The organism is Pseudomonas sp. PS01299 (genome assembly GCF_029960145.1).
In the GTDB taxonomy this organism is placed as follows: Bacteria; Pseudomonadota; Gammaproteobacteria; order Pseudomonadales; family Pseudomonadaceae; genus Aquipseudomonas; species Aquipseudomonas putida_A.
Genome location: NZ_JASCPO010000021.1, coordinates 24,569 through 48,220 on the forward strand (window position 1 = coordinate 24,569; position 23,652 = coordinate 48,220).

The 23,652-nt window shown below is 58.6% G+C and carries 21 protein-coding genes, 3 tRNA genes and 4 pseudogenes; 15 read left to right on the top strand and 13 right to left on the bottom strand.

The genetic code is table 11. From position 1 onward, the window contains the following. The first annotated feature begins 147 nt into the window (after positions 1 to 147). The 3 genes from QMX91_RS06665 to QMX91_RS06675 all read left to right on the top strand — a co-directional run bounded on the left by QMX91_RS06665 (position 148) and on the right by QMX91_RS06675 (position 1,631). Positions 148 to 309: a hypothetical protein gene (locus QMX91_RS06665; RefSeq protein WP_166495875.1), complete on the top strand. Its 162-nt coding sequence runs from the start codon at positions 148 to 150 to the stop codon at positions 307 to 309. A gap of 286 nt (positions 310 to 595) precedes the next feature. Beyond that, complete coding sequence (locus QMX91_RS06670) at positions 596 to 946, top strand: hypothetical protein (RefSeq protein WP_098964163.1); 351 nt, start codon at positions 596 to 598, stop codon at positions 944 to 946. A 370-nt stretch (positions 947 to 1,316) separates the two neighbouring features. Then, the gene (locus tag QMX91_RS06675) at positions 1,317 to 1,631 is read left to right on the top strand and encodes a YceK/YidQ family lipoprotein (protein ID WP_227698870.1); all 315 of its coding nucleotides are present in this window, start codon (positions 1,317 to 1,319) and stop codon (positions 1,629 to 1,631) included. Positions 1,632 to 1,669: 38 nt separating this feature from the next. Here the strand turns inward: QMX91_RS06675 and QMX91_RS06680 are convergent, their stop codons facing one another. Both QMX91_RS06680 and QMX91_RS06685 read right to left on the bottom strand, forming a co-directional pair. Next, positions 1,670 to 2,002, bottom strand: coding sequence for a hypothetical protein (locus tag QMX91_RS06680; protein WP_098964165.1), 333 nt, complete (start codon positions 2,000 to 2,002; stop codon positions 1,670 to 1,672). Positions 2,003 to 2,012: 10 nt separating this feature from the next. Then, positions 2,013 to 2,349, bottom strand: a pseudogene (locus QMX91_RS06685) (MFS transporter). Positions 2,350 to 2,377: 28 nt separating this feature from the next. Between QMX91_RS06685 and QMX91_RS06690 the strand changes: the two are divergent. Further along, positions 2,378 to 2,563: pseudogene (locus QMX91_RS06690) on the top strand (IS4 family transposase); the annotation flags it as partial. 43 nt (positions 2,564 to 2,606) lie between these two features. On the opposite strand, the gene QMX91_RS06695 reads toward QMX91_RS06690, so the two are convergent. Continuing rightward, a complete protein-coding gene (locus QMX91_RS06695) occupies positions 2,607 to 3,020 on the bottom strand; it encodes a hypothetical protein (protein WP_098964166.1) in 414 nt (137 codons plus the stop codon). A gap of 246 nt (positions 3,021 to 3,266) precedes the next feature. Beyond that, entirely contained in the window at positions 3,267 to 3,614 is a 348-nt protein-coding gene (locus QMX91_RS06700; RefSeq protein ID WP_098964167.1) for a hypothetical protein, read from the bottom strand. A gap of 229 nt (positions 3,615 to 3,843) precedes the next feature. On the opposite strand from QMX91_RS06700, the pseudogene QMX91_RS06705 reads away from it, so the two are divergent. Further along, a pseudogene (locus QMX91_RS06705) lies at positions 3,844 to 4,332 on the top strand (tyrosine-type recombinase/integrase); the annotation flags it as partial. A gap of 82 nt (positions 4,333 to 4,414) precedes the next feature. On the opposite strand, the gene QMX91_RS06710 reads toward QMX91_RS06705, so the two are convergent. The 8 genes and pseudogenes from QMX91_RS06710 to QMX91_RS06745 form a co-directional block, all read right to left on the bottom strand. Next, positions 4,415 to 4,501, bottom strand: a tRNA-Leu gene (locus QMX91_RS06710). Positions 4,502 to 4,695: 194 nt separating this feature from the next. Next, positions 4,696 to 4,769, bottom strand: a tRNA-Cys gene (locus QMX91_RS06715). A gap of 46 nt (positions 4,770 to 4,815) precedes the next feature. Continuing rightward, a tRNA-Gly gene (locus QMX91_RS06720) sits at positions 4,816 to 4,891 on the bottom strand. A 60-nt stretch (positions 4,892 to 4,951) separates the two neighbouring features. Next, positions 4,952 to 5,512: a CDP-diacylglycerol--glycerol-3-phosphate 3-phosphatidyltransferase gene (gene pgsA, locus QMX91_RS06725; protein WP_003225417.1), complete on the bottom strand. Its 561-nt coding sequence runs from the start codon at positions 5,510 to 5,512 to the stop codon at positions 4,952 to 4,954. Positions 5,513 to 5,544: 32 nt separating this feature from the next. Next, a complete protein-coding gene (gene uvrC, locus QMX91_RS06730) occupies positions 5,545 to 7,368 on the bottom strand; it encodes an excinuclease ABC subunit UvrC (RefSeq protein ID WP_282412442.1) in 1,824 nt (607 codons plus the stop codon). Between the two features lie 2 nt (positions 7,369 to 7,370). After that, entirely contained in the window at positions 7,371 to 8,012 is a 642-nt protein-coding gene (gene uvrY / locus QMX91_RS06735; RefSeq protein ID WP_024012761.1) for a UvrY/SirA/GacA family response regulator transcription factor, read from the bottom strand. 127 nt (positions 8,013 to 8,139) lie between these two features. Beyond that, positions 8,140 to 8,585 (bottom strand): annotated as a pseudogene (locus QMX91_RS06740) (GNAT family N-acetyltransferase). Then, complete coding sequence (locus QMX91_RS06745) at positions 8,582 to 9,343, bottom strand: carbon-nitrogen hydrolase family protein (RefSeq protein ID WP_282412443.1); 762 nt, start codon at positions 9,341 to 9,343, stop codon at positions 8,582 to 8,584. The pseudogene QMX91_RS06740 and the gene QMX91_RS06745 overlap by 4 nt, the downstream one beginning before the upstream one ends. A 615-nt stretch (positions 9,344 to 9,958) precedes the next feature. Here QMX91_RS06745 and QMX91_RS06750 point away from each other — a divergent pair. Next, positions 9,959 to 11,023, top strand: coding sequence for a 3-deoxy-7-phosphoheptulonate synthase (locus tag QMX91_RS06750; protein WP_098964171.1), 1,065 nt, complete (start codon positions 9,959 to 9,961; stop codon positions 11,021 to 11,023). Between the two features lie 73 nt (positions 11,024 to 11,096). Here QMX91_RS06750 and QMX91_RS06755 read toward each other — a convergent pair whose 3' ends face one another. Continuing rightward, positions 11,097 to 12,275 (bottom strand): hypothetical protein, encoded by a 1,179-nt coding sequence (locus tag QMX91_RS06755; protein ID WP_223007549.1) that lies wholly within the window; start codon positions 12,273 to 12,275, stop codon positions 11,097 to 11,099. Between the two features lie 337 nt (positions 12,276 to 12,612). On the opposite strand from QMX91_RS06755, the gene QMX91_RS06760 reads away from it, so the two are divergent. The 9 genes from QMX91_RS06760 (at position 12,613) to hbdH (ending at position 23,566) form a co-directional block, all read left to right on the top strand. Further along, entirely contained in the window at positions 12,613 to 13,482 is an 870-nt protein-coding gene (locus QMX91_RS06760; RefSeq protein WP_282412444.1) for a triacylglycerol lipase, read from the top strand. Between the two features lie 96 nt (positions 13,483 to 13,578). Continuing rightward, on the top strand, positions 13,579 to 13,860 hold the full coding sequence (locus QMX91_RS06765) for a peptidylprolyl isomerase (RefSeq protein WP_039758565.1): 282 nt from the start codon (positions 13,579 to 13,581) through the stop codon (positions 13,858 to 13,860). Positions 13,861 to 13,995: 135 nt separating this feature from the next. Continuing rightward, entirely contained in the window at positions 13,996 to 15,864 is a 1,869-nt protein-coding gene (locus QMX91_RS06770) for an extracellular solute-binding protein (RefSeq protein WP_098964174.1), read from the top strand. Continuing rightward, positions 15,864 to 16,925 carry a microcin C ABC transporter permease YejB gene (locus tag QMX91_RS06775; protein ID WP_027612667.1) on the top strand — a complete coding sequence of 354 codons (1,062 nt, stop codon included), beginning with the start codon at positions 15,864 to 15,866 and terminating at the stop codon, positions 16,923 to 16,925. The genes QMX91_RS06770 and QMX91_RS06775 overlap by 1 nt, the downstream gene beginning before the upstream one ends. Next, positions 16,925 to 17,947: an ABC transporter permease gene (locus QMX91_RS06780; RefSeq protein WP_247842200.1), complete on the top strand. Its 1,023-nt coding sequence runs from the start codon at positions 16,925 to 16,927 to the stop codon at positions 17,945 to 17,947. Before QMX91_RS06775 ends, QMX91_RS06780 begins: the two co-directional genes overlap by 1 nt. A 9-nt stretch (positions 17,948 to 17,956) precedes the next feature. After that, positions 17,957 to 19,531: an ABC transporter ATP-binding protein gene (locus QMX91_RS06785; protein ID WP_134786510.1), complete on the top strand. Its 1,575-nt coding sequence runs from the start codon at positions 17,957 to 17,959 to the stop codon at positions 19,529 to 19,531. A 169-nt stretch (positions 19,532 to 19,700) separates the two neighbouring features. Next, positions 19,701 to 21,116 (top strand): sigma 54-interacting transcriptional regulator, encoded by a 1,416-nt coding sequence (locus QMX91_RS06790; protein ID WP_139053686.1) that lies wholly within the window; start codon positions 19,701 to 19,703, stop codon positions 21,114 to 21,116. A gap of 277 nt (positions 21,117 to 21,393) precedes the next feature. Next, a complete protein-coding gene (locus QMX91_RS06795) occupies positions 21,394 to 22,785 on the top strand; it encodes a GntP family permease (RefSeq protein WP_027612663.1) in 1,392 nt (463 codons plus the stop codon). A 7-nt stretch (positions 22,786 to 22,792) separates the two neighbouring features. Further along, a complete protein-coding gene (gene hbdH, locus QMX91_RS06800) occupies positions 22,793 to 23,566 on the top strand; it encodes a 3-hydroxybutyrate dehydrogenase (protein ID WP_282412445.1) in 774 nt (257 codons plus the stop codon). Positions 23,567 to 23,652 lie beyond the last annotated feature (86 nt).

Below are 23,652 nucleotides of genomic sequence, written 5' to 3' on the forward strand. Positions count from 1 at the left end.
CACTTGCGCACCTCTGGAATCGATCATTTTGGTGAGCCTTCCGTAGCACAGTTCAAGCGCCCGAGGATGAACATACGTTCATCGCAAGCATGGCTCAATGCGTCTAGCCTGCAGGTTCCAACATAGTGCCTACAGGAGTACCCCACCATGTTCTCGCACGAAAGCCTCCCGCTGATTGCCATTTTCACCATCATGCTACTGTGCGTACTGGCTGCGTTTTTGCACCCGGTACATGCATTCTTCAGCTGGCTGCGCAGGCGCAAGGAACGATCAAACGCCCAGGCTGCAAAAGAGGTTGATTCGCGCTGAATGTGTTCCCTCAACTGGCCCGGGTATGCCTGGGCTTTTTGTTTTCTGGCCGAACAGCAGGTACAAAAAAGCCCAGCGCGGGGCTGGGCCTGATTTTTCGTCAAGGTTAAAAACATCGCCGCCATCTTGCCGACGTTAAAGTCCATGCCGATAAACAGCGGCTCACCGGGCAGCACAGTGTCGAAGCACTGGTTCAGCTTGCGGTCGTAAGCGTGGTAGATCGACCCGGACTGCTGCCGCAACTCTCTTCGGATGCGTCGCGATTCCAGAAGAGACCTGGACCAACTTGGGTCCGTCTAATCTCGTCACCGAGGCTGGAAAAATTGTTTGCTACACAGATGCCAACATTATTGATGGCAAGCGGATTGTGGGTACTCTGTGCGCCACTCCGCGCTCGGGCTTTCTGAGCGATGGCGAGCCACAAGTTCTCGCAGGCGTGAACTACCGTCAACCGTTCCGAATAGACCTCAGTAAAGCCACAAAGGGCGAACAACTGCCATTCGGTGACAAGACGGGCCTTCTTGAATGCGAGCCAGATGAGGCCGACGGGGCAAAATCCACCCCCGTGAAATTCTGCAAGGTAACAATCAACGGACAGGCTCTAGTCAGCGCTAAGATTACCTTCGCATACAAGTAACCAAGTCAAAGCCGCAGTATCCCTGCGGCACGCCTACCGCACCATCACCATTCCGAACCACTCTTCAATGATCCGGCGCATGACTGGCTCTGTCAGGATTGCGGATGTTTTTTCGCCGGCGATCACTGAACGCACAAGGTCACAGGGCAGCACGTGGACAACGTCTTCAGCCGTTACCGTCAGGTGTGATCGCTGATCCGCAATGTCATGAATTTATGCGGTCATGCGCTGCTCCCGTGTCGCGACACAATTTGCTGATTCGCGAAACGTGTCGCGACCTGGAAAATTGGAATTCTTCACTCCAGATAAACAGCTACCATTCATTTCTTTCGAACGGAATCGACCAATGACCTTCAGATACATTGTTTTGATGCTCGCGGCCGCTTCAGTGACCGGGTGCGGAACAATCAACACGACCTTCCGGGACGATGCCGTGGCTAGCAATAAACTGGCTCGTTGGCATTCCCATTGTGACTCGGTTCCGCGAATCTACAGCGGTACAGTCTTTAATTACTGCACGCTAGACGCGGAACCACGGCGAAGCACTGGTTTCGATGGATATCCTGCGCCCGCACTTATTGTTCTCGACATGGGGCTCTCAGCGGTTACAGACACTGTCGTGCTGCCCTATTCCATCTACCTGCAGAACAAGCACGGCGATATCAAGAAGGCTCGTTTCGAGTAGCAACTACACTGACTACTTCGATGAGATGGTGGCGTGACCTACTTGCCGCGCCGCTCGATCCCGCCCGGCGCCTTTTCACAACGCATGCAATGCTCACAGTTTAGCGTTCGGCACAGCCAGGCCTTCACCCGCCGCCACCAGATGACCATGAAGATGTGACGCATACCGGCAAGGGCCAGCGAGACGTGAAGCGTGATCCCGGCGGTGGTCGGGCCGATGATGAAGATGTTCTGGTTGCGGCTCATCACCACAAACCCGCTGATGGCGATCGCTGAATAGATCAGCTTGCCGAGGATTCCGTCCCGCACTCGACCGCTCAGAACACACCAAGTCGCCCACAAGGCAATAAAGCCGCAGGCGATAGAGTTGATAGTTCAAGACTCATGGTGGATTGCCTCCCCCGAACCGCTGGCGAATGAGCACCCGGAGGTCAGCGGCTCTGATGGCTCGGTTGATGGCCGCAAGAGCGATCCGCCGAAGGTGCCCAGCAGGAAGCCAATGCCGCGACAATCTTCGGCTCAGTCACACCCAGATAGGTGCTGACCTTGCTCGTCAGGTACAGCGAGCAAGCGATGCCGGTGATCAGGAAGATCAGCCAGGCGTGCCAGTCGGCCAGATCGTCTTTGTGCCACCAGCTTGCGACGACAGCGCCGACCAGTCCTGCGATCAGCAATTCAAACCTGTCGATCTTGTCGAGCAGGCGCTGCAATAACTCCATGCACTCGACTCCTTAAATGCGAATGGCTATCCCTGCGGAAAAACTGGTTCAGCGCTTGTTGGAACTAGCCAGAAACATCCAGCCAAAACAAGTTGTGAAAAGCCCCCGAGGCTCCAAGGTGCCAAAGCCTAAGACGTGGGTCCAAAGCACAGCGGTGCATGCTCATGTTTCAACGGGCAGGGTAATCAAGGCCGCCAAAACGAGAAGACCTTGAAAGGGATGGTTCTAAGAGCGGGCTTTGGGATGTAGACCAGGTGCTACCAACTTTTCCGAGAGCTGATTATCTGCTGGCATCTATCAGCCATCTCCGGGAGTGATACAGCCACATCAGACAGCACTCGATCCATCTCGCGCTCGTCCAGAAACGGGTAGACGTCGAGATTGAGAGCGATCTGAACCTTGCGCAAATTGGTGCCTTCTACCAGCCAACGCTCAATAGCGCGAGTCATCGCTGATCCGTTGTCCTCCGTCTGCCAGGCAAGAAAGTCGAAGAGCCGGGCCACCTGCATGAAAGAGATTGAATCGGGAATATCGGCAAAAAGCCGGTCAGCCAGATTTTCCTCCCCAAACTCAAGGACGACTGCCCGCGCAGCGCTGAACGCTTCAGTGTATTCCGGCTCGCTGCTCTCTGCTGCGATCACGTTCAACGCCCTTTCAACAACCTGATGCATAGCAATTGCGCGCTCCGAAAAGGAGTTCGATGCTACCAGCCTTCAGCGCTACAGGCTAAACAACCAGCGCCACGACAGCCTGTCGTTAACTACCCGATCCTCTCTATGAGAGCGCATCGGGGTGTGATCTGAGGCCAAGCCTCAGGCGGCGGATGTGCCAACAGGAAGTCTTCAGGACTGCCCCATCCGCTTAATGCCGGTTGAGCCCCGGCCAGATCACACCCCGATGCGAAAGAAAACTGTGGCCTACTCCCGCCCCTTTGCATCTCGGTAATAGCTATCACATATCACTTCAAGTAATTCTTGGGTGGCCTCGGTCCGCATACGTACAACCATTTGCTCAAGCTCCGCTTTGTGTTTTGGCTGCGAGGAGAATTCCCGAATGTCGTTTGCTAATTGAGTCGACATGTGTGGATGTAGCGATATGAATTGCTCTAAAGAAAGCTCCTTTTCTGGATGCTTCTCTCCGCAGACTTGGTAGAGAGCTGCACCACCGACGGCCATCTCATGTTCGCTGGCAGCATGTGCGGTCGATGCAAGAGTGCAGCCAATAAGTGCGGCGAACACGCCAATACGCGATCTTTCCAACGGCATTTCATACTCCAGCATTCATGTTTGGCATCAATGCCGACGCAAGCCTATCGGCTTAGCCCCTTCATTTCTTTAACCCCTCCCCGCTGCCGACACCACTCGAATGCACTCCCTCTCGCCTGCACTATGTATGTACCGGAGACATGGTGGACAGGTGTTCGGAGACATGGTGGACACTTTTTAATAGACACATTGCTCATCGCCAAGGAGATGACCTGTGTCTTGGGAAGAGGTGCACGACAAGGCTGACGCCGGACTGCGCGATGCCATGGACTTGGCCTATTTGACTGGCCAGCGAGTAACAGACACGCGGCTTATGGATGAACGAGACGTGCGCGACGGCCAAATCTGGGTGCTCCAGGGGAAAACGAAGGCCAAACGACGGATTGAGGTAACCGGTGAGCTGAAAGTTTTGATTGATCGAATCATGGCTCGGAAGTCCGGACACAAAGTCCGCTCGACGCGGCTGATCGTGGCAGAAAACGGCACTCCGATGACGGAGGCAATGTTGCGCAGGAGATTTGATGTGGCCAGGGAGGCAGTTGGTGTTGAAAAGGCCGAGTTTCAAATGCGTGATTTACGCGCCAAGGCTGGTACTGATAAGGCTGAATCGAGCGGCGACATCATGCGGGCCAAGGATCAACTTGGGCATACCACCGTAGGGATGACAGAGCAGTACATTCGCAATCGAAAGGGTAAAAAGGTCATGCCCACAAAGTGAATTGCGAACCAATGTCAGAATTGCGACCCGGAAACAAACAAGGGTTTGCCTCAGCTTTCGCCCGCAAACCCTTGATTTAAGATGGTGCCCGAAGCCGGAATCGAACCGGCACGCCCTTACGAGCGGGGGATTTTAAGTCCCATGCGTCTACCAGTTTCGCCATTCGGGCGGTAGCGCTGTTGTAGTGCTCAAATCAGTCGGCAAGAGAATCTGACTTTGTTGAGCCTTTGAAGCAGAGCGGGAAATATATACATCACGTCCCGGTGAAGCAAGTTCACAGTGGCTGATTTCAAGACTAAATCTTGCAGTGCACTGAAAATAAAAAAGCTCCGTAAATCATGGATCTACGGAGCTTGTTTATAGTGGAGGCCGAGGTCGGAATCGAACCGGCGTAGGCGGATTTGCAATCCGCTGCATAACCATTTTGCTACTCGGCCTCAAACGATCGCTGTTTAGTAGCACAACAACAACCGCGTACAAACTTGGAGCGGGAAACGAGACTCGAACTCGCGACCCCGACCTTGGCAAGGTCGTGCTCTACCAACTGAGCTATTCCCGCTTGGTGTGGCGCATTCTATAGATTTCAGATGCCCCGTCAACCCTTTGATTCAAAAAAGTTTTATTTCTTTTCAACGTCGGTTTTCAGATGCGGCCAGGCGGCCCGCAGGTATTGAACCATCGACCACAACGTCAGGCCCGCCGAGATCATCAGCAAGGCGTAACCCAGCAGCACCCAGAAGCTGAAATCGCGGGGATTGGCCAGCAGGATCACCAGCGCCAGCATCTGCGCCGCGGTTTTCCACTTGCCGAGATTGGACACTGCTACATGAGCGCGGGCACCGAGTTCGGCCATCCATTCACGCAAGGCCGATACGACAATCTCGCGGCCGATGATGACGGCTGCGGGAAGTGTCAGCCACAAATTGCCGTGTTCCTGAACCAGCAGTACCAAAGCGACTGCCACCATCAGCTTGTCGGCAACCGGATCGAGAAACGCGCCGAACGGCGTGCTTTGTTCAAGGCGGCGGGCCAGATAGCCATCCAGCCAATCAGTTGCCGCCGCAAAGGCGAATACCGAAGCGGAGGCCATATAGCTCCACTGGTAAGGCAGGTAAAACAGCAAAATGAAGATCGGGATGAGCAGGACGCGGAGAACGGTAATCAGATTAGGGATATTCATCGGCACAACTGGCTACGAGGTGAGTTGGCATTCTACTCGCTATGCAGGTTTGCATAAATCGACTCTGCGAGCTTTTTACTGATCCCCGGTGCTTTGGCGATCTCTTCGATGCTTGCACGAGACAGCTCCTGCAATCCACCAAAATGTTTCAACAAGTCCCGACGTCGGGTCGGCCCGACACCCGCAACGCCTTCCAGCGTCGAGGTGCGGCGGGTCTTGCCGCGCCGCGCACGGTGGCCGGTGATTGCGAAGCGGTGCGCCTCGTCACGAATCTGCTGGATCAGGTGCAACGCCGGGGAATCGCCACGCAGCGTGAACTCATGCGCGGCATCATTGAGATACAAAGTTTCGAAGCCTGCCTTGCGTGTTGCACCCTTGGCCACACCCAGAAGAATGAGATCCGGCACCGCCAGCTCGTTGAGTACGTCGCGGGCCATCGACAACTGACCTTTGCCGCCGTCCACCAACAGAATGTCCGGCAGCTTGCCCTCGCCATCCTTCAGTTTGCTGAAGCGCCGGGTCAACGCCTGGTGCATGGCTGCATAATCATCACCCGCCGTGACGCCTTCAATGTTATAGCGACGATAGTCGGATTTGATCGCGCCTTCGGGGCCGAACACGACACAGGATGCGACGGTGGCCTCACCACTGGAGTGACTGATGTCATAGCACTCAAGACGCTGCGGCGGCTCATCCAGGTTCAGCACTTCTGCCAGCGCATCGAAGCGCGCAGCCGTGTGTTGACGATTGGCCAGGCGTGCGCCCAGCGCTTGCTCGGCATTGGTGACCGCCAACTGCTGCCAGCGCGCCCGTGTGCCACGCACCCGAAGGCTGATGGTCAATTCACGACCGCGCAACTCGTGGATGGCTTCGATCAAGGCCGTGGCATCTTCCGGCACCACGTTGACGATCAGTTCGCTCGGCAGGTCGCGCTCCGGACTGCTGATGTAGTACTGACCGAGGAACGCCGCCATGACTTCAGCGACCTCCTCCTCGATACCCACCTGCGGAAAGAAGTTCTTGCTGCCCAACACCCGACCGCCGCGCACACTGATCAAGTGAACGCAAGCGCCGCCCGGGTTGACGAAAGCTGCGATAACATCGATGTCGCCCGTTCCACCTTCCATGCTTTGCTGATCCTGAACACGGCGCAGCAAGGCAATCTGGTCACGCAACTCGGCGGCGCGCTCGAATTCGAGATTGATTGCCGCCTCTTCCATTGCCGTGGACAGCTCATTGGTCAGGGCATGACTGCGCCCCTCGAGAAACATCACCGAATGGCGTACATCCTCGGCGTAGACCTCAGGTTCGACCAGACCGACACAAGGCGCCTTGCAACGCTTGATCTGATATTGAAGACACGGGCGCGTGCGATTTTTGTAATAGCTGTCTTCGCACTGACGGACGAAAAAGGTCTTTTGCAAGAGGCTGAGGCTTTCGCGAATCGCCCCGGCGCTCGGGTACGGGCCGAAATACTTGCCCTTGGCCTTCTTCGCGCCACGGTGGATACTCAGGCGTGGGAATTGGCCGTCAGACAGAAAGACATAGGGATAGGACTTATCGTCGCGCAGCAGAATGTTGTACGGCGGCCGCCACTCTTTGATCAGGGTCTGCTCAAGCAGCAACGCCTCGGTTTCGTTGGCGGTAATGGTCGTTTCGACCTGCGCGATACGCCCGACCAGCGCAGCGGTTTTTGGCGCCAGCCCGGTCTTGCGAAAATAGCTGGCAAGGCGCTTCTTGAGGTTCTTGGCCTTGCCGACATACAGCAGGCGCGCATCGCTGTCGAACATGCGATAGACGCCGGGGCGCCCACTGACAGTCGCCAGGAAGGCGCCGGAATCGAATACTTCAGTCATGATCAGGCGCTGGCATCCACCATGCCGTGGCGCACAGCCAGCAACGTCAGCTCGACGTCACTGCTGATCGACAGCTTTTCGAAAATCCGGTAGCGATATGTGTTCACCGTTTTCGGCGACAAGCAGAGTTTGTCGGAAATGATCTGCACCTTCTGGCAGCCGACAATCATCAACGCGATCTGGATTTCCCGCTCGGACAAGGCGTCGAAAGGTGAATCGTTGGTTGGCTGGAACGATTTGATCGCCAGTTGCTGGGCAATCTGCGGACTGATGTAACGCTGCCCGGCAAACACCAGACGGATCGCCTGAACCATTTCCGGCAAACCAGCGCCCTTGGTCAGGTAGCCGGCGGCACCAGCCTGTAACAGGCGCGTAGGAAATGGATCTTCCTCGCACACGGTCACCGCGACGACCTTGATGTCCGGGTGGCTGCGCAACAGCTTGCGCGTGGCCTCGAGGCCACCAATACCGGGCATCTTTACGTCCATCAGGACCACATCGGGTTTCAACTCACGGGCCTTGATCAGGGATTCTTCCCCGGACTCGGCCTGTCCAACCACCTGCAAGCCATCGATATCGGCCAGCATACGTGTAATGCCTGTACGAACGAGATCATGGTCGTCGACCACTAGCACCCTAATCAAGCAGACACCTCGCGATATGGTCTTATTGGGATGCCGGACACCTTAGCAAAAAGTGCCAGACAGACCTAGCGGCAAGCATCATTTAAAAAGTTTCAATTCATCATCGAAGGCTTGCCGGCCGTGGGTTTCAGAGCACAAGTGTACCGAAATCGAGCTCCATCCTCAGGAAACACTCGTCCTCACCGCACACCTTGAAGCCTTTTCTCTTATACAGACTTTGCGCCGGATTATTTTTGAATACTGTCAAACGCAGTGCTGACAGTTTTTCGCCGCGAGCCAAAGCGACAACCTGATCAATCGCCCAGGATCCTGCACCTTGCCTGCGAGAGACCTCGGCTATTTGCAGCTCGCGGATGTACAAGGCCCGGCGATCATGACTGAGACTGAAAAAAATCCCACAGGAACTTCACCAAGAAGGACCAGCCAGTTGTCCCGCCCATCCCAGGCAACGTCGAACGCTTCGTCCTGCCACAGCAGCTCGTGGTCAATGTAATAGCGCAGCATGTTCTGGCACGTCAGCTTTCGGGCGAACGCCCGATCTGCCGATTCGGCACGACGCAATGCCCAGGTCACAGGTCTACCGCCACGGGTACTACCCGCCCCTGCCATGCGCCGGCATCACGCCGGGCAATAACCAACACTTCACCCGGCCCTCGCGCCGCCACCACCAGCGTCCCGCTTTCAGACCAGAACGCGCTGCGACCCGCCGATTGCCATCCACCCGTGAGCCCGGCGTGATTGGCCATCAGCACCGCCATTGAGTGGTTTTGGGCATAGCCCTGCAGCAGCGCGCTATCCACGCCGTAGCCTTTTTCCCCGATCAGCACGCCTGCTGCGTACAGGTCGGCACCAAGATTGGCGGCCGCTGCCGTGTGACTGGCGTGGGAAAAGTCAGCGCAGACCGCCAGCGCTACGGTATCGCCGCCTATGCTCAAGGACGAACCACCAGCACCTGGGGCATAGAAAAGCTCTTCGCCACTGTGCAGATGTTGTTTGCTGTAAACCTCAAGAGAACCATCTCCTCCTAATGTCAGCGCGCCGATCAATACCTTCGAACTGTCCCTATCGCGAATCGGCATACCGACGACAGCGGTGAGGCCCAGCTCGCGAGCGCAATCGCGCAAGGGTTGCAGCACAGCATGCTGCGGATCGATTGCCAGGTCTGCGGCCATCTGGCCTTCGTAGCCTGTCAGCGACAGCTCCGGGAACACCAGCAGCTCGACGCCCTGCTCCGCCGCCACGGCCATGAAGCGCAAATGACGGGCGAGGTTCGCCGCCAGATCACCGGCAATGGAGAGCGACTGGGCTGCAGCGACCGTGAACATCGACATGAATCATCCTTGGTGTTTGTGCAAAGCAACCAGTGTGTCACAACGCCTGCAGCACTCAAGCGATAGGTAACCTCCGCAATGGCGATAGCAATTTCTGATTGCTCAGCCGTACGGGCCTCTAGTAAGCTCGGCGCATTCATCGGAGACAAACCATGTTCAACGCCCTCTCACAGCTTCGTTCCGCCAGCGCCCTGCGCTCGGTTGCGGCTGCCCGGGCGAATGACGTTTGCGCTCCTGTCAGCTTTTATTTTGGGTATTGGTTTAGCCACTGGCGCGCCTGATACCCACCGGCGCCCATAAAAACGGGTCGCCTACCAGAGAATTCTCAACCCCCGGTCGGCCTCCCGACCGGGGGTTTTGTTTTTTCAGGCCCCAAATTTTTCAGCAACACACCAGAACTTTGAGGAATCACGACATGAACTACGCCACTTATTACCGTTACGACACTTTTACCGCCTGGCGATTTAGCAACCTCCGCTCGGGACAGCCTGCCGCCTCCGATCGGTCACCCACAGGTGGCAAGCACACACACGCAGCCAATCCGGCCAATTGTCGAACACCCCAGTAGGGCCGAGTGAGCGGGAAACACCCGCCGCCAGCCCAGGAATCCCGAATATGAACTCGTCTGTTTCTGCTCTGCCACTGACCACCCTTGATTCTGCCAACGAAGCACTGACCCTGCGTCTGCCCAGCGCATTGCAGCTCAAACAGCAATTGCCCCTGAGCAATGCCCTCGCCCAGCAAGTCGCAGCCCACCGCCAGGCGGTCCGCGCGATCCTCAATGGCGAAGACCATCGCCTGCTGGTCGTCGTCGGCCCTTGCTCGATTCATGACCCGCGCTCCGCACTCGAATACGCCGAAAAACTTTCCCGCCTGGCCCATGAAATCAGCGACGAGATGCTGCTGGTGATGCGCGCCTACATCGAAAAACCCCGCACCACCGTCGGCTGGAAAGGTCTGGCTTACGACCCGCACCTGGATGGCAGCGACGACATGGCTGGCGGCCTGACCCTGTCGCGTGAATTGATGCTTGAGATGATCCGCCTGGGGCTGCCCATCGCTACCGAGTTGCTGCAACCAATGGCGACCGGCTACTTCGACGACCTGCTCAGTTGGGTTGCTATCGGTGCACGCACCACCGAATCGCAGATTCACCGGGAAATGGCCAGCGGCCTGAACATGCCCGTAGGTTTCAAGAACGGCACCGACGGTGGCGTAGGTGTAGCCGTCGACGCCATGCGCTCAGCAGCACATCCGCACCGACACTTCGGCGTCGACAGCCAAGGACACCCGGCGATCATCCAGACCCCGGGCAACCCCGACACTCATATAGTGCTGCGCGGCGGTCATCACGGTCCTAACTACGATCGCGAAAGCGTCGCCCGGGTACATGCCGACCTGAGCCGACTGAAAATTCCGAGCCGGATCATGGTCGACTGCAGCCACGCCAACAGCGGCAAGGACCCATTGCGCCAGCCCGACGTGTTCAACGAGGTGCTCGAACAACGCCTGCAAGGTGATCGCGCCTTGATCGGCATGATGATTGAGTCCCATCTGTTCGAGGGCTGCCAGCCTTTGAGCCCTGCCCTGCGTTATGGCGTATCGATCACCGATGGTTGCCTGGGGTTCAGCGCGACGGAGCAGTTGCTGTCGAATGCCGCCAAGCGACTTCGAGCCTGATGATCCGAGCAGCCTTTGCGGGCTTATCAAAATCCCGCAAAGGCTGAGTCATCGCTCAGACTTCACCACCGGGTTATGCCCGCACCCGGATGCGTGTTATCTCGGAAGCCTGGCTTACATCATCCAGCCGCTCCACTGAATACGACACCTGCACCACAGTTTCCCGATGCTCTCGCCAGAAACGATAAGGCACGATGAATACCAAGGGCTCGCCTGCAGTTTCCCGGGTGATGTCCCGATCATCGCGGTGACTGAAATACTCACCATCGCATTTCAAGTAAACCAGCTCCCCCTCCTCGGCCTGGGCATTGCCGATCACCACGGTAATGCCATCCTCGGCATCTGCTACCTCCAGTTCGCCATCTTGCGCTTCCAGTACCTGCGGAGCTGCGAGCTCGCCTCGCATCAATGGCGCGATCAGAATTCGCGAGGTTGCAGAGTTCCTCACCTGCGCCGACCTTGATTCCACCCGGTAGCTGACGCTCACCTCCTGCATACGATGAGTGGCGATGCGATCTGCGGGTATCCAGAAAGACAGCGCTTCGCCGACAGCAAACGGCTCCACGAGCAACACATCACTGATCACCGGCAGTCCTTCGACACCTTGCCACGACAGGGTGACCCGGTCCCCGACAGCCATGCGGGCGTAAGGTCGCACGATAACGCCAGTGCCCTGCGGGACACGGGCCGGATCGAGCGTCCCGCCCACCGTCTCTTCAAGGATCGGAGCCAGCAGATCGGGTTCCGGATCACCCACATTCAGCTGCAAACGCCTGGATGACACGGGCTTCTGAAGCGCAACGCTGTACAGCGTCCAGTAAACCTCCAGCGAGCCGCGCTCCAGCGCTGCGATGTGCAAACCCTTTATGACAAAGACGAGTTCCTGACCCACCTGGTTTTCACTGACCGCACGAGTGGTTTCGTGAATATAGGGCAATCCTTCGTCATCCAGTCCTTGCCAGCTCAGCACAAGTTTGTCGCCGCACAACATGTTCGGGTAAGGCGCCACCCTGACGAATGCATGGTCCAGTGAAGGATCAAGCATTCCACCCTCCATAACCTCAAGCATCGGTGCAGGCAGCCACGAGTCTGGAGAGTCTGCCGCCGCAGAGGCGTGTCGATAGCAGAATTCGAAGTGGTCGCCGTCCACCTTCAAACTCAGAAGACGGTGTTCACCGGATTCATCCGCTACAGGGGACATATTTGACGCTGGTACCACAGAAGAATCGCCGGTGGCTTCGTATATAGACATTCGTAGCTCCATTCCTTGGATAAAACGCCGCCGTGAAGGCCGCGTCGAACGAAATCCATTGAACACCATCCAGCGACCGGCGGAAGTCAGCACAACGCCTTCCGTCGGCAGGGTAAATACACCGCATGACGTAGGCTTACGAAGCAGAATCCAGCGATACCGGGCAAAAGATTGCCAAATGTTCCGACTACCCTCTCAAGCAGAAGCGAAAATTCGTACCGCTTTTAGTCCAATTTCCTTTCAGTACAGAGGATTTTTCAGACATCGCCGACCCGCAGGCCTGTTTTACAGTGGCACGCACCAACCACTGACAAGCATCTGCAAAAGAGGCAGGAACATGCAACGGAATGCGACAACCCGCTACCCCATCCTTTTGGTCCATGGCCTGTTCGGGCTTGACCGTATCGGCCATTTCGAGCTTTTTCATGATGTCAAGCAAGCGCTGAGGGAGGCAGGCGGGCAAGTGTTTGTGCCGCAGCTGTCCGCAACCCATGACAACGAAGTTCGCGGCCAGCAATTGATGTTCCAGATCGAGCGCGTTCTGCGAGGCACCGACGCCGGTAAAGTCAACCTGATCGGACATAGCCAGGGCGCGCTGGCATGCCGTTATGCCGCTGCGCTCGCGCCGGAGAAAGTCGCCTCGGTGACATCGGTCAGCGGCCCCAATCACGGCTCGGAACTGGCTGACGCCTTACGCCTGGCGCTGGTTCCGGGAGGCCTGCCGGAGCAGGTGGCGGAGCACGCTGCGACACAGTTTGCGCGATTCCTCTCGCTGCTCAGCGGTCAGCCGGGTCTGCCGCAGGCCGCCGTAGCCGCACTCAATGCCCTGACGACTGCGGACGTCGGGCAATTCAACAAAAAATACCCTCAAGGCCTGCCTTCTACCTGGGGCGGCCAGGGGGCGGAACGGGTCAATGACGTCCACTACTACTCCTGGAGCGGCACGCTGCAGGACAATTTGTTGCAGGCTCTGGATCCAGTGCATTCCGTCTGCCACGCATTATCCAGCCATTTCGTCACGGAGGCCGGACAGAACGATGGTTTCGTGGGCCGTTACAGTTCTCACCTGGGCCGGGTCATCCGCTCCGACTATCCCCTCAATCACCTTGGCAGCTTGCGCCATCCGGGCGGGTTGCGAATACCCGGCGCGGATCCCGTCGACCTCTATGTCGAACACGCGATGCGCCTGAAAGCCGCGCAACTGTAGATGTACGTCAATGTACCGAGTGGAACTTTGCAGAGAAATCGCTTACTGAATCCGGTAGGCTCCACACTTTACTGAAATAGATTGGAGAATTTCCCCATGGCTAAAGCCACTGCCCGCCACATCCTGGTTTCCAGCGAAGACAAGTGCAACGAACTCAAGGCCCAGATCGAAGGCGGTGCTGATTTCGCCGAGGTCGCCAAGGCCAACTCCAGCTGCCCGTCCAGCCGTCAGGGCGGCGATCTGGGTTCATTCGGTCCTGGCCAGATGGTCAAGGAATTCGACACCGTAGTCTTCAGCGCGCCAATCAACGTCGTGCAAGGCCCGGTGAAGACCCAGTTCGGTTATCACCTGCTCGAAGTCACCAGCCGTCAGGACTGATCCGTCGCCTGACTGCTGTCCCAACGGCCCGCCTTTTGGTGGGCCGTTGTGTTTTGGTTACAGGATACGGCTGGCGACTGACGCGCCGCTCGCGTACAAATTGCGCTTATCGATCACCCGGCTTTAAGGCTGACAATGCGACTGGCTTTCCCGACTTTACTGTTCACTGCCGTGGCCCTGCTATTGGGCGCCGCCGGTGTGAACGCCACCCCGCAACATGCGTTGACCGTCTATGGCGAACCTGCCAAATACCCGGCCGGTTTCAGCCATTTCGACTACACCAATCCGCGGGCGCCCAAGGGCGGCACCATGCGCCGCTCGGCGATAGAGATCGGGCATTTCGATCACATCCTGCCTTATATAGATAAAGGCATCGGCGTCACCCAGATCGACGGCATGCTCTATTCGCCGCTGGCCCAGCGCTCGATGGACGAGCCCTACACGGTCTATGGCCTGGTGGCGCAAAAGATGGAGCGCTCGGAGGATGGTCTGTCGCTGCGCTTCTTCATCGATCCCAAGGCGCGTTTTGCCGACGGCAAGCCGATCACTGCCGAAGACGTGCGCTACACCTATGACCTGTTGATGACCCAGGGCAGCCTGCGCTATCGCACGCAGTTCGCCGACGTCAAAGGCGTGGAAGTGGAAGCGCCGCTGACCGTGCGCTTCGATTTCAAGAGCAACGAGAACCGCACCCTGCCGCTGGACATTGCCACCCTGCCGGTGTTTCCCGAGCACTGGTGGAAAACCCGCGACTTCGCCGGTGGCGGTGGCTATGAACCACCACTGGGCAGCGGCCCGTATCGGGTCGGCAAGGTCGACTCCGGGCGCAGCATCACCTTTGAACGCAACCCCGACTGGTGGGGCAAGGACCTGCCGGTCAGTCGCGGCCTGTATAACTTCGATCACTTCAGCATCGAATATTTCGGCGACACCGATGTCGCCCGCCAGGTATTGCGCGGCGGTGCCTATGACTACAACCGCGAGTTTTCCGCCACCGGCTATTCGATCGGTTACGACAGCCCTGCGCTGAGTGACGGACGTTTGCAGAAAGCCCACCTGGCCACCGAGGCCCCGCAATCTGCGCAGGGCTTCGTGTTCAACCTGCAGAAACCGATGTTCCAGGATCGTCGGGTGCGCCAGGCGCTGGCGATGCTCTGGGATTTCGAGTGGAGCAACCGGCAGATGATGCGCAACATGTACATCCGCCAGCAGAGCTATTTCTCCAATACCGCACTGGCAGCCCGCGAGTTGCCGGATACCGCCGAGCTGAAAATCCTCGAGCCGTTGCGCGGGCAGGTTCCCGACGAAGTGTTCACCCAGGTCTTCGAGGCGCCGAAAACCGATGGCAGCGGGCTGATCCGCGACAAGCAACTGCAAGCCCTGGAACTGCTCGAACAGGCTGGCTGGAAACCCGAGGGCGACCAACTGGTCAACGCCGAAGGCGAACCTTTGAGTTTCACCTTTCTGGTCAGCCAGAACGGTATGGATCGCCTGCTTCTGCCTTACAAGCGCACGCTGAAGCAGATCGGCATTGAGCTGAATATCCGTCGCATCGACTCCTCGCAATACGTCAATCGCCTGATGAGCCGTGATTACGACATGATCGTCACCGGCTACCCGGTCAGCACGTCTCCGGGGGGCGAGTTGCTCAACTACTTCGGTTCGATATCGGCCAACGACCCCGGCGCCAACAATTACATGGTGCTGAAGAATCCGGCGGTCGACACCCTGATCAACGGCCTGATCCGCGCGTCGACCCAAAGCGACATGTTGCACTACGCCCACGCTCTGGACCGGGTGCTGCAATGGAACTACTACTGGATTCCCAACTATTACCCGCCGGGCACCTCCACCGTCTGGTGGAACCGCTTCGGCATGCCGGCGATCCAGGCCAGCAATGACGAAGCGATCGAGAGCTGGTGGGAAATCAGCAGTACGCCGCTGACCAACCAGCAGATGACCGCCGAAAAAATCGGCCGTGGCAGACCCGGAGGACCGCACTGATGTGGGCATACATTCTGCGGCGCCTGCTGCTGATCATTCCGACGCTGGTGATCATCCTGCTGGTCAATTTCGTGATCATTCAGGCCGCACCCGGTGGCCCGGTCGAACAGGCCATCGCCCATCTGCAAGGGATCGGCGGTGCGAGTGTCGGCGGCAGTTCCAGCGAAACCATGAGCAACACTTCGCGCGCCAGCCGTGGCCTCGATCCGCAACTGATCAAGGACATCGAAAAGCAGTACGGTTTTGACAAACCGGCGCATGAGCGGCTGTGGCTGATGCTCAAGAACTACGCGCAGCTGGACTTCGGCAAAAGCTTTTTCCGCGGTGCGACGGTCACCGATCTGATTCTGGAAAAAATGCCGGTGACCATTTCCCTCGGCTTGTGGGCGACGCTGATCACCTATCTGGTGTCGATCCCGCTGGGCATCCGCAAAGCGGTGCATCACGGCAGCCATTTCGACATCTGGAGCAGCACCGCGATCATCATCGGCTACGCGATGCCGGCGTTTCTGTTCGCAATGTTTCTGATCGTGGTGTTTGCCGGTGGCACCTCATTGAACTGGTTTCCAGTGCGCGGTCTGGTCTCGGACAACTTCGAATCGCTGTCGACCCTGGGCAAGATTGCCGATTACTTCTGGCACCTGGTGTTGCCGGTGACGGCGCTGGTGATTGGCGGCTTCGCCACGCTGACGATTCTCACCAAGAATTCGTTCCTCAATGAAATCACCCGCCAGTACGTAGTCACCGCCCGCGCCAAAGGCTTGAGCGAGCGCCGCGTGCTTTACGGCCATGTGTTCCGCAATGCGATGCTGCTGGTGGTCTCGGGGATTCCGCAGGCGTTCATCAGTGTGTTCTTTGCCGGTTCGCTGTTGATCGAAGTGATCTTCTCTCTCGACGGCCTCGGCCGCATGAGTTACGAAGCGGCGGTTTCTCGCGACTATCCGGTGGTGTTCGGCTCGCTGTTCATCTTCACCCTGTTCGGCCTCCTGATAAAACTGATCGGCGACTTGTGCTACACCCTGGTCGACCCACGTATCGACTTCGCCGCGAGGAACGCCTGATGTTCAAGTTCTCGCCTCTGGGCCGTCGCCGTTTCGCGCGATTCAAGAAAAACCGCCGTGGCTGGTGGTCGTTGTGGCTGTTTATCGGACTGTTCGTGGTGACGCTGGGCGGTGAACTGATCGCCAATGACAAACCACTGGTGGTGAGCTACCAGAACCAGCTCTACTTCCCGGTCTTCAAGCGCTACACCGAACAGGAGTTTGGCGGGCAATTGCCGTTCCAGGCCGATTATCGCAGTGACTATGTGCAGAACCTGATCCGCAAGGACGGTGGCTGGCTGCTGTTCCCGCCAATCCCGTTCAGCGATGACACGCCCAACTACGACCTCAATCAACCTGCGCCGAGCCCGCCCTCGAAGGTCAACTGGCTGGGTACTGACGATCAGGCGCGCGATGTGTTGGCGCGGGTGATTTTCGGTGCCCGGGTATCGATCCTGTTTGCCCTGATGCTGACCGCCGTCAGCGCGCTGATCGGCATCGCGGCCGGCGCCCTGCAAGGCTATTACGGCGGTTGGGTCGATCTGCTCGGGCAGCGTTTGCTGGAGGTCTGGAGCGGATTGCCGGTGCTGTACCTGCTGATCATCCTGTCCGGTTTCGTCGAGCCGAATTTCTGGTGGCTGCTGGGAATCATGGCACTGTTTTCGTGGCTGGCACTGGTGGATGTGGTGCGCGCCGAGTTCCTGCGCGGGCGTAATCTGGAATACGTCAAAGCGGCGCGCGCGTTGGGCCTGAGCGACCGCAAGGTGATTTTCCGGCACATCCTGCCCAATGCGATGAACGCGACGCTGAGTTACTTGCCGTTCATTCTCACCGGCGCAATTTCCACCCTTACCGCTCTCGACTTCCTCGGTTTCGGCATGCCCGCCGGCAGTGCCTCGCTGGGCGAGCTGATTGGCCAGGGCAAACAGAACCTGCAAGCGCCGTGGCTCGGGCTGACGGCATTCTTCACCCTGGCGCTGATTCTTTCTTTACTGGTGTTCATCGGCGAAGCGTTACGTGACGCGTTCGACCCTCGATCCTGAAGTGTGACCATGACTGATAACCTGATCGAAATCCGTGACCTGAACGTCGCCTTCCATGGCCAGCCGGCGGTGCGCGACCTGTGCCTGGACATCCGGCCCGGCGAGTGCCTGGCGCTGGTCGGCGAGTCGGGCTCGGGCAAATCGGTGACTGCGCATTCGATTCTGCAGTTGCTCCCCGAAGGCGATGCGCAAACCAGCGGCAGCATTCGCTATCGCGGTCAGGAGCTGCTCGGCGCCGATCCGAAGGTCCTGCGTGAACTGCGCGGCAACCGGATCGCGATGATCTTTCAGGAGCCGATGACCTCGCTCAATCCGCTGCACACCATCGAAAAGCAAATCGGTGAAACGCTGCTGGTGCATCGTGGCCTGGGCGGTAAAGCGGCGCAGCAGCGGATTCTTGAACTGCTGGAACTGGTGGGTATTCAGAAACCCAAAGAGCGCCTCAAGGCCTATCCGCATCAACTGTCCGGCGGCCAGCGGCAACGAGTAATGATCGCCATGGCGCTGGCTTGCGAGCCGGAACTGCTGATCGCTGACGAGCCGACCACGGCGCTTGATGTGACAGTGCAACGCAAGATCCTGCTGCTGCTCAAATCCCTGCAACAACGCCTGGGCATGTCGCTGCTGCTGATCAGTCACGACCTCAATCTGGTGCGCAGCATTGCGCAACGGGTGTGCGTGATGAAGGCTGGCGAAATCGTCGAGCAAGCCCCGTGCGAAACCCTGTTTACCGAACCGAAACACCCTTACAGCTGCGTGCTGCTCAACGCCGAGCCGGAAGGCGAAGCCCTGCCCCGCGATGAACGCGAGAACGTGCTGGAGGTGGACGATCTGCGGGTCGAGTTCGTCGTCGGTGGCGGGCTGTTCCAGCGCAAACAATATTTGCGCGCGGTGGACGGCATCAGCCTGAATATCCAGCGCGGCAAAACCCTGGGCATTGTCGGTGAGTCCGGTTCGGGCAAGTCGACCCTGGGCCAGGCGATTCTGCGGTTGCTCGATTCCGAGGGCAGTATCCGTTTTCAGGGCACCGCCCTCGACGGTCTCGATCAGAAGCAATTGCGACCATGGCGTCGGCAGATGCAGGTGGTGTTTCAGGATCCGTTCGGCAGCCTCAGTCCACGTATGTCGGTGGCGCAGATCATCAGTGAAGGGCTGGAGGTGCATTGTCAGTCCAGCGCCGATGAGTGCGATGCACAGGTGATCCGTGTACTCAAGGAAGTCGGCCTGGACCCGGAAAGCCGTCATCGCTACCCGCACGAATTTTCCGGTGGTCAGCGCCAGCGTATCGCAATCGCCCGGGCGCTGGTGCTGAAACCGGCACTGATCCTGCTCGACGAACCGACGTCAGCCCTCGATCGTACCGTGCAGAAACAAGTGGTCGCCCTGCTCCGCGATCTTCAGGAAAAACACGGCCTGACCTACCTGTTCATCAGCCACGACCTGGCGGTGGTGCGGGCGCTGGCGCATGACATGATCGTGATCAAGGACGGCAAAGTGGTCGAGCGCGGTGCCAGCCACGAGGTGTTCGACTCGCCGCAGCATCCTTACACCAAGGAGCTGTTGGCGGCGGCGCATCCGGGGTAGGCATAATCGGCGCTTGCCTTGATACCGAGTCGCGGCCTTCGCGAGCAAGCTCGCTCCCACAGGGATTCGGGTTGTACCCAAATATGGGGTACCCCAGAGAAACCTGTGGGAGCTGGCTTGCCAGCGAGGAGGCTCGAACAGACAACCCAAATTCCGGATCCGCCAACCCATGAACACCACCGAAAGTCTCAAGGACTACCAACGCGTGCGCACGCTGGCGATCCGCTCGCTGTTCGAGATCATCGAGCAGTCCAGCGAAGGCACGGTGATTGTCGATCGTGATGCGAACATCGTCTGGATGAACGAACGCTATGCCCGGCGTTTTGGGCTGGAGTCGGCGAAAAAAGCCATCGGCCAACCCTGCGAAAGCGTGATCCCCGGCAGCTTGTTGCGTGAAGTGGTGCGCACCGGCCGGCCGATCCTGCTGGACATGCAGGACACGCCGAAAGAGCCGCTGGTGGTGATGCGCCTGCCGATCCACGACGATGCCGGGGCGGTGATCGGCGCCATCGGTTTTGCCCTGTTCGATGAATTGCGCAGCCTGTCGCCGATGCTCAAGCGCTACCTGAGCATGCAGGAAGAACTCGCCTCGACCCGCTCGCTGCTGCGGGCGCGGCAGACCAAATACAACTTCGCCCATTTCATTGGCACCAGCAGCGCCAGCCTCGAAGTCAAACGCCGCGCCCGCCGCAGTGCCAGCGCCGAATCCCCGGTGTTGTTGCTCGGTGAAACCGGCACCGGCAAGGAGTTGCTGGCCCAGGCGATTCACAGCGCTTCGCCCCGGGCGCACAAAGCCTTCGTCAGCATCAACAGTGCGGCGATTCCCGAAGCGCTGCTGGAAGCCGAGTTTTTCGGCACTGCGCCCGGCGCGTTTACCGGCGCCGACCGCAAGGGTCGCACCGGCAAGTTGCAGATCGCTCAGGGCGGTACGCTGTTTCTCGATGAGATCGGCGACATGCCGTTGCCGCTGCAGAGCAAACTGCTGCGGGTGCTGCAGGAAAAGGAGTTCGAACCGGTTGGCTCCAACGACGTGATTCAGAGCGATGTGCGAGTGATCGCGGCGACTTCGACCGATCTGCAAGGCGCGATCAAGCGCGGTGAGTTCCGCGCCGACCTGTATTACCGACTTAACGTGCTGCCGATCCAGGTTCCGCCGCTGCGCGAACGTCTCGACGATCTGCCGGCACTCAGCGAGGCGATTCTTGAAGAACTGCGCAGTCAGCATGAGCTGAGTCGCGCAGCGCTGGATCTGCTCGGGCAACATGCGTGGCCGGGCAACATCCGCGAATTGCGCAACGTGCTGGAGCGCGCGGCGCTGCTCAGCGATGACCTGATCCTCACCGAAGAGGATATTCGCGCGGCCATCGGCACCTTTACCCCGGTTGAGCGCCCGTCGGTTTCGACGCTGGAACCGTTGGCGGAGGAGACATTCGCCGAGGCACGGCAGCGGTTTGACCGGCAGTTGATCCAGTCCGCCCTCGCGCAATGTGCGGGCAAAGTGCCGGAGGCGGCGGCTCGACTGGGACTGGGACGCTCGACGCTGTACAAGAAGATGCTGGCCTTGGGCATCGCCGAGTCTCAATAAAGAGACTTAAGTCTCCACAAAAAGACAACAACAAAAGCTTCGCGAGCAAGCCCGCTCACACAGGGGATACTCTTTCCAAATGTGGGAGCGGGCTTGCTCGCGAAGGCGTCAGCCCTCTCAACAAAAATCTCCAGAAGGAGACAACCCTTCAACTCTCAACACGTTGAAACCTATAAAACCCTTACATTTCAATGATTTGAATATCTGGCACAGATCTCGCTAAAGCCTCTCCTGCACCCGCAACACCCACAAAAATAACAATCCCTGGAGACACACCATGAGTGTGATCATTGCCTTGGCAGCCCTCGCGCTGCTGATGCTCGCCGCCTACCGTGGCTACAGCGTCATCCTCTTCGCCCCGATTGCCGCCCTCGGCGCTGTCCTGCTCACTGACCCTTCCGCCGTCGCCCCTGCCTTCACCGGGGTGTTCATGGAGAAAATGGTCGGTTTCATCAAACTGTATTTCCCGGTGTTCCTGCTCGGTGCCGTGTTCGGCAAGTTGATCGAATTGTCGGGGTTCTCCCGTTCGATCGTGGCCGCAGCGATTCGCTTGCTCGGCACCCGACAGGCGATGCTGGTGATCGTGCTGGTCTGCGCCTTGCTCACTTACGGCGGCGTGTCGTTGTTCGTGGTGGTGTTTGCGGTGTATCCATTTGCCGCGGAAATGTTCCGCCAGAGCAATATCCCCAAGCGGCTGATTCCGGCGACCATCGCCCTCGGCGCGTTCTCCTTCACCATGGACGCCCTGCCCGGCACGCCGCAGATTCAGAACATCATCCCCAGCACCTTTTTCAACACCACCGCGTGGGCCGCGCCGTGGCTGGGGGTGATCGGCACGATTTTCGTGTTCTGCGCCGGCATGTTGTTCCTGCAGCGCCAACGCAACAAGGCCCAGCGTGCTGGCGAAGGTTATGGCACCGAGCTGCGTAACGAGCCGGAAACCGCCGAAGACCTGAAACTGCCGAACCCATGGATCGCCCTGTCGCCGCTGCTGGCGGTGGGCATCATGAACCTGCTGTTCACCCAGTGGATTCCGCAGTGGTACGGCAAGACCCACAGCCTCGCGTTGCCGGGGATGGCCACTCCGGTGACTACGGAAATCGCCAAGCTCACCGCAATCTGGGCGGTGCAGGCGGCATTGCTGATCGGCATCTTGATGGTGTTGGTGTTCGGCTTCAAGGCGATCCGCAGCAAACTCGCCGAAGGCAGCAAAAGCGCGGTCAGCGGCGCACTGCTGGCGGCGATGAACACCGCCTCGGAATACGGTTTCGGTGCGGTAATCGCTTCGTTGCCGGGCTTTCTGGTACTGGCCGACTGGCTCAAGCAAATCCCCAATCCGCTGGTCAACGAAGCGATCACCGTGACCCTGCTGGCAGGTATCACCGGTTCGGCGTCGGGCGGCATGAGCATCGCGCTGGCGGCGATGTCCGAACAATTCATCGCGGCGGCGCACGCGGCGAACATTCCGCTGGAAGTGCTGCACCGCGTGGCCGCGATGGCCAGCGGCGGCATGGACACCCTGCCGCACAACGGCGCGGTGATCACCCTGCTGGCGGTGACTGGCCTGACCCACCGCGAAGCCTATAAAGACATTTTCTGTATTACGCTGATCAAGACCCTTGCGGTCTTCGTAGTGATCGGCACTTTCTACGCCACTGGCATTGTGTGAGGTATTCATGACGACTCTTTCGGGCAAGACCGCACTGGTTACCGGCTCCACCAGCGGCATCGGTCTGGGCATCGCGCTGAGCCTGGCCAAGGCCGGCGCCAATCTGATTCTCAACGGTTTCGGTGATGTGTCGAGCGTGATCGCCGAAGTCGGCCAGTTTGGCGGCAAGGTCGGTCATCATCCGGCGGACGTCAGCGACCCGGCGCAGATTGCCGAGATGATCGCTTACGCCGAACGCGAATTCGGCGGCGTCGACATTCTGGTCAACAACGCCGGGATTCAGCACGTGGCCGCCGTTGAGGAGTTTCCGGTGGAGCGCTGGGACTCGATCATCGCGATCAACCTGTCATCGGTGTTCCACAGCACCCGCCTCAGCTTGCCGGGGATGCGCGCCAAGGGCTGGGGGCGGATCGTCAACATTGCCTCGGTGCACGGCCAGGTCGGCTCGACCGGCAAAGCCGCGTATGTTGCGGCCAAGCACGGCGTGATTGGTTTGACCAAAGTGGTCGGACTGGAAACGGCTACCAGTAACGTCACCTGCAACGCGATCTGCCCGGGCTGGGTATTGACGCCGCTGGTGCAGAAACAGATCGATGATCGTGCCGCCAAAGGCGTCGATCCGCAGCAGGCGCAGCATGATTTGCTGGCGGAGAAGCAGCCGTCGCTGGAGTTCGTCACGCCGCAGCATCTTGGGGAATTGGTGTTGTTTCTATGCAGCGAGGCTGGCAGCCAGGTGCGCGGGGCGGCGTGGAATATTGATGGGGGGTGGTTGGCGCAGTAATGCTGCGTCCCTGTAGGAGCGAGCCTGCTCGCGATAGCGGTGTATCAGCCAACATCAATGTTGAGTGTAATTCCGCTATCGCGAGC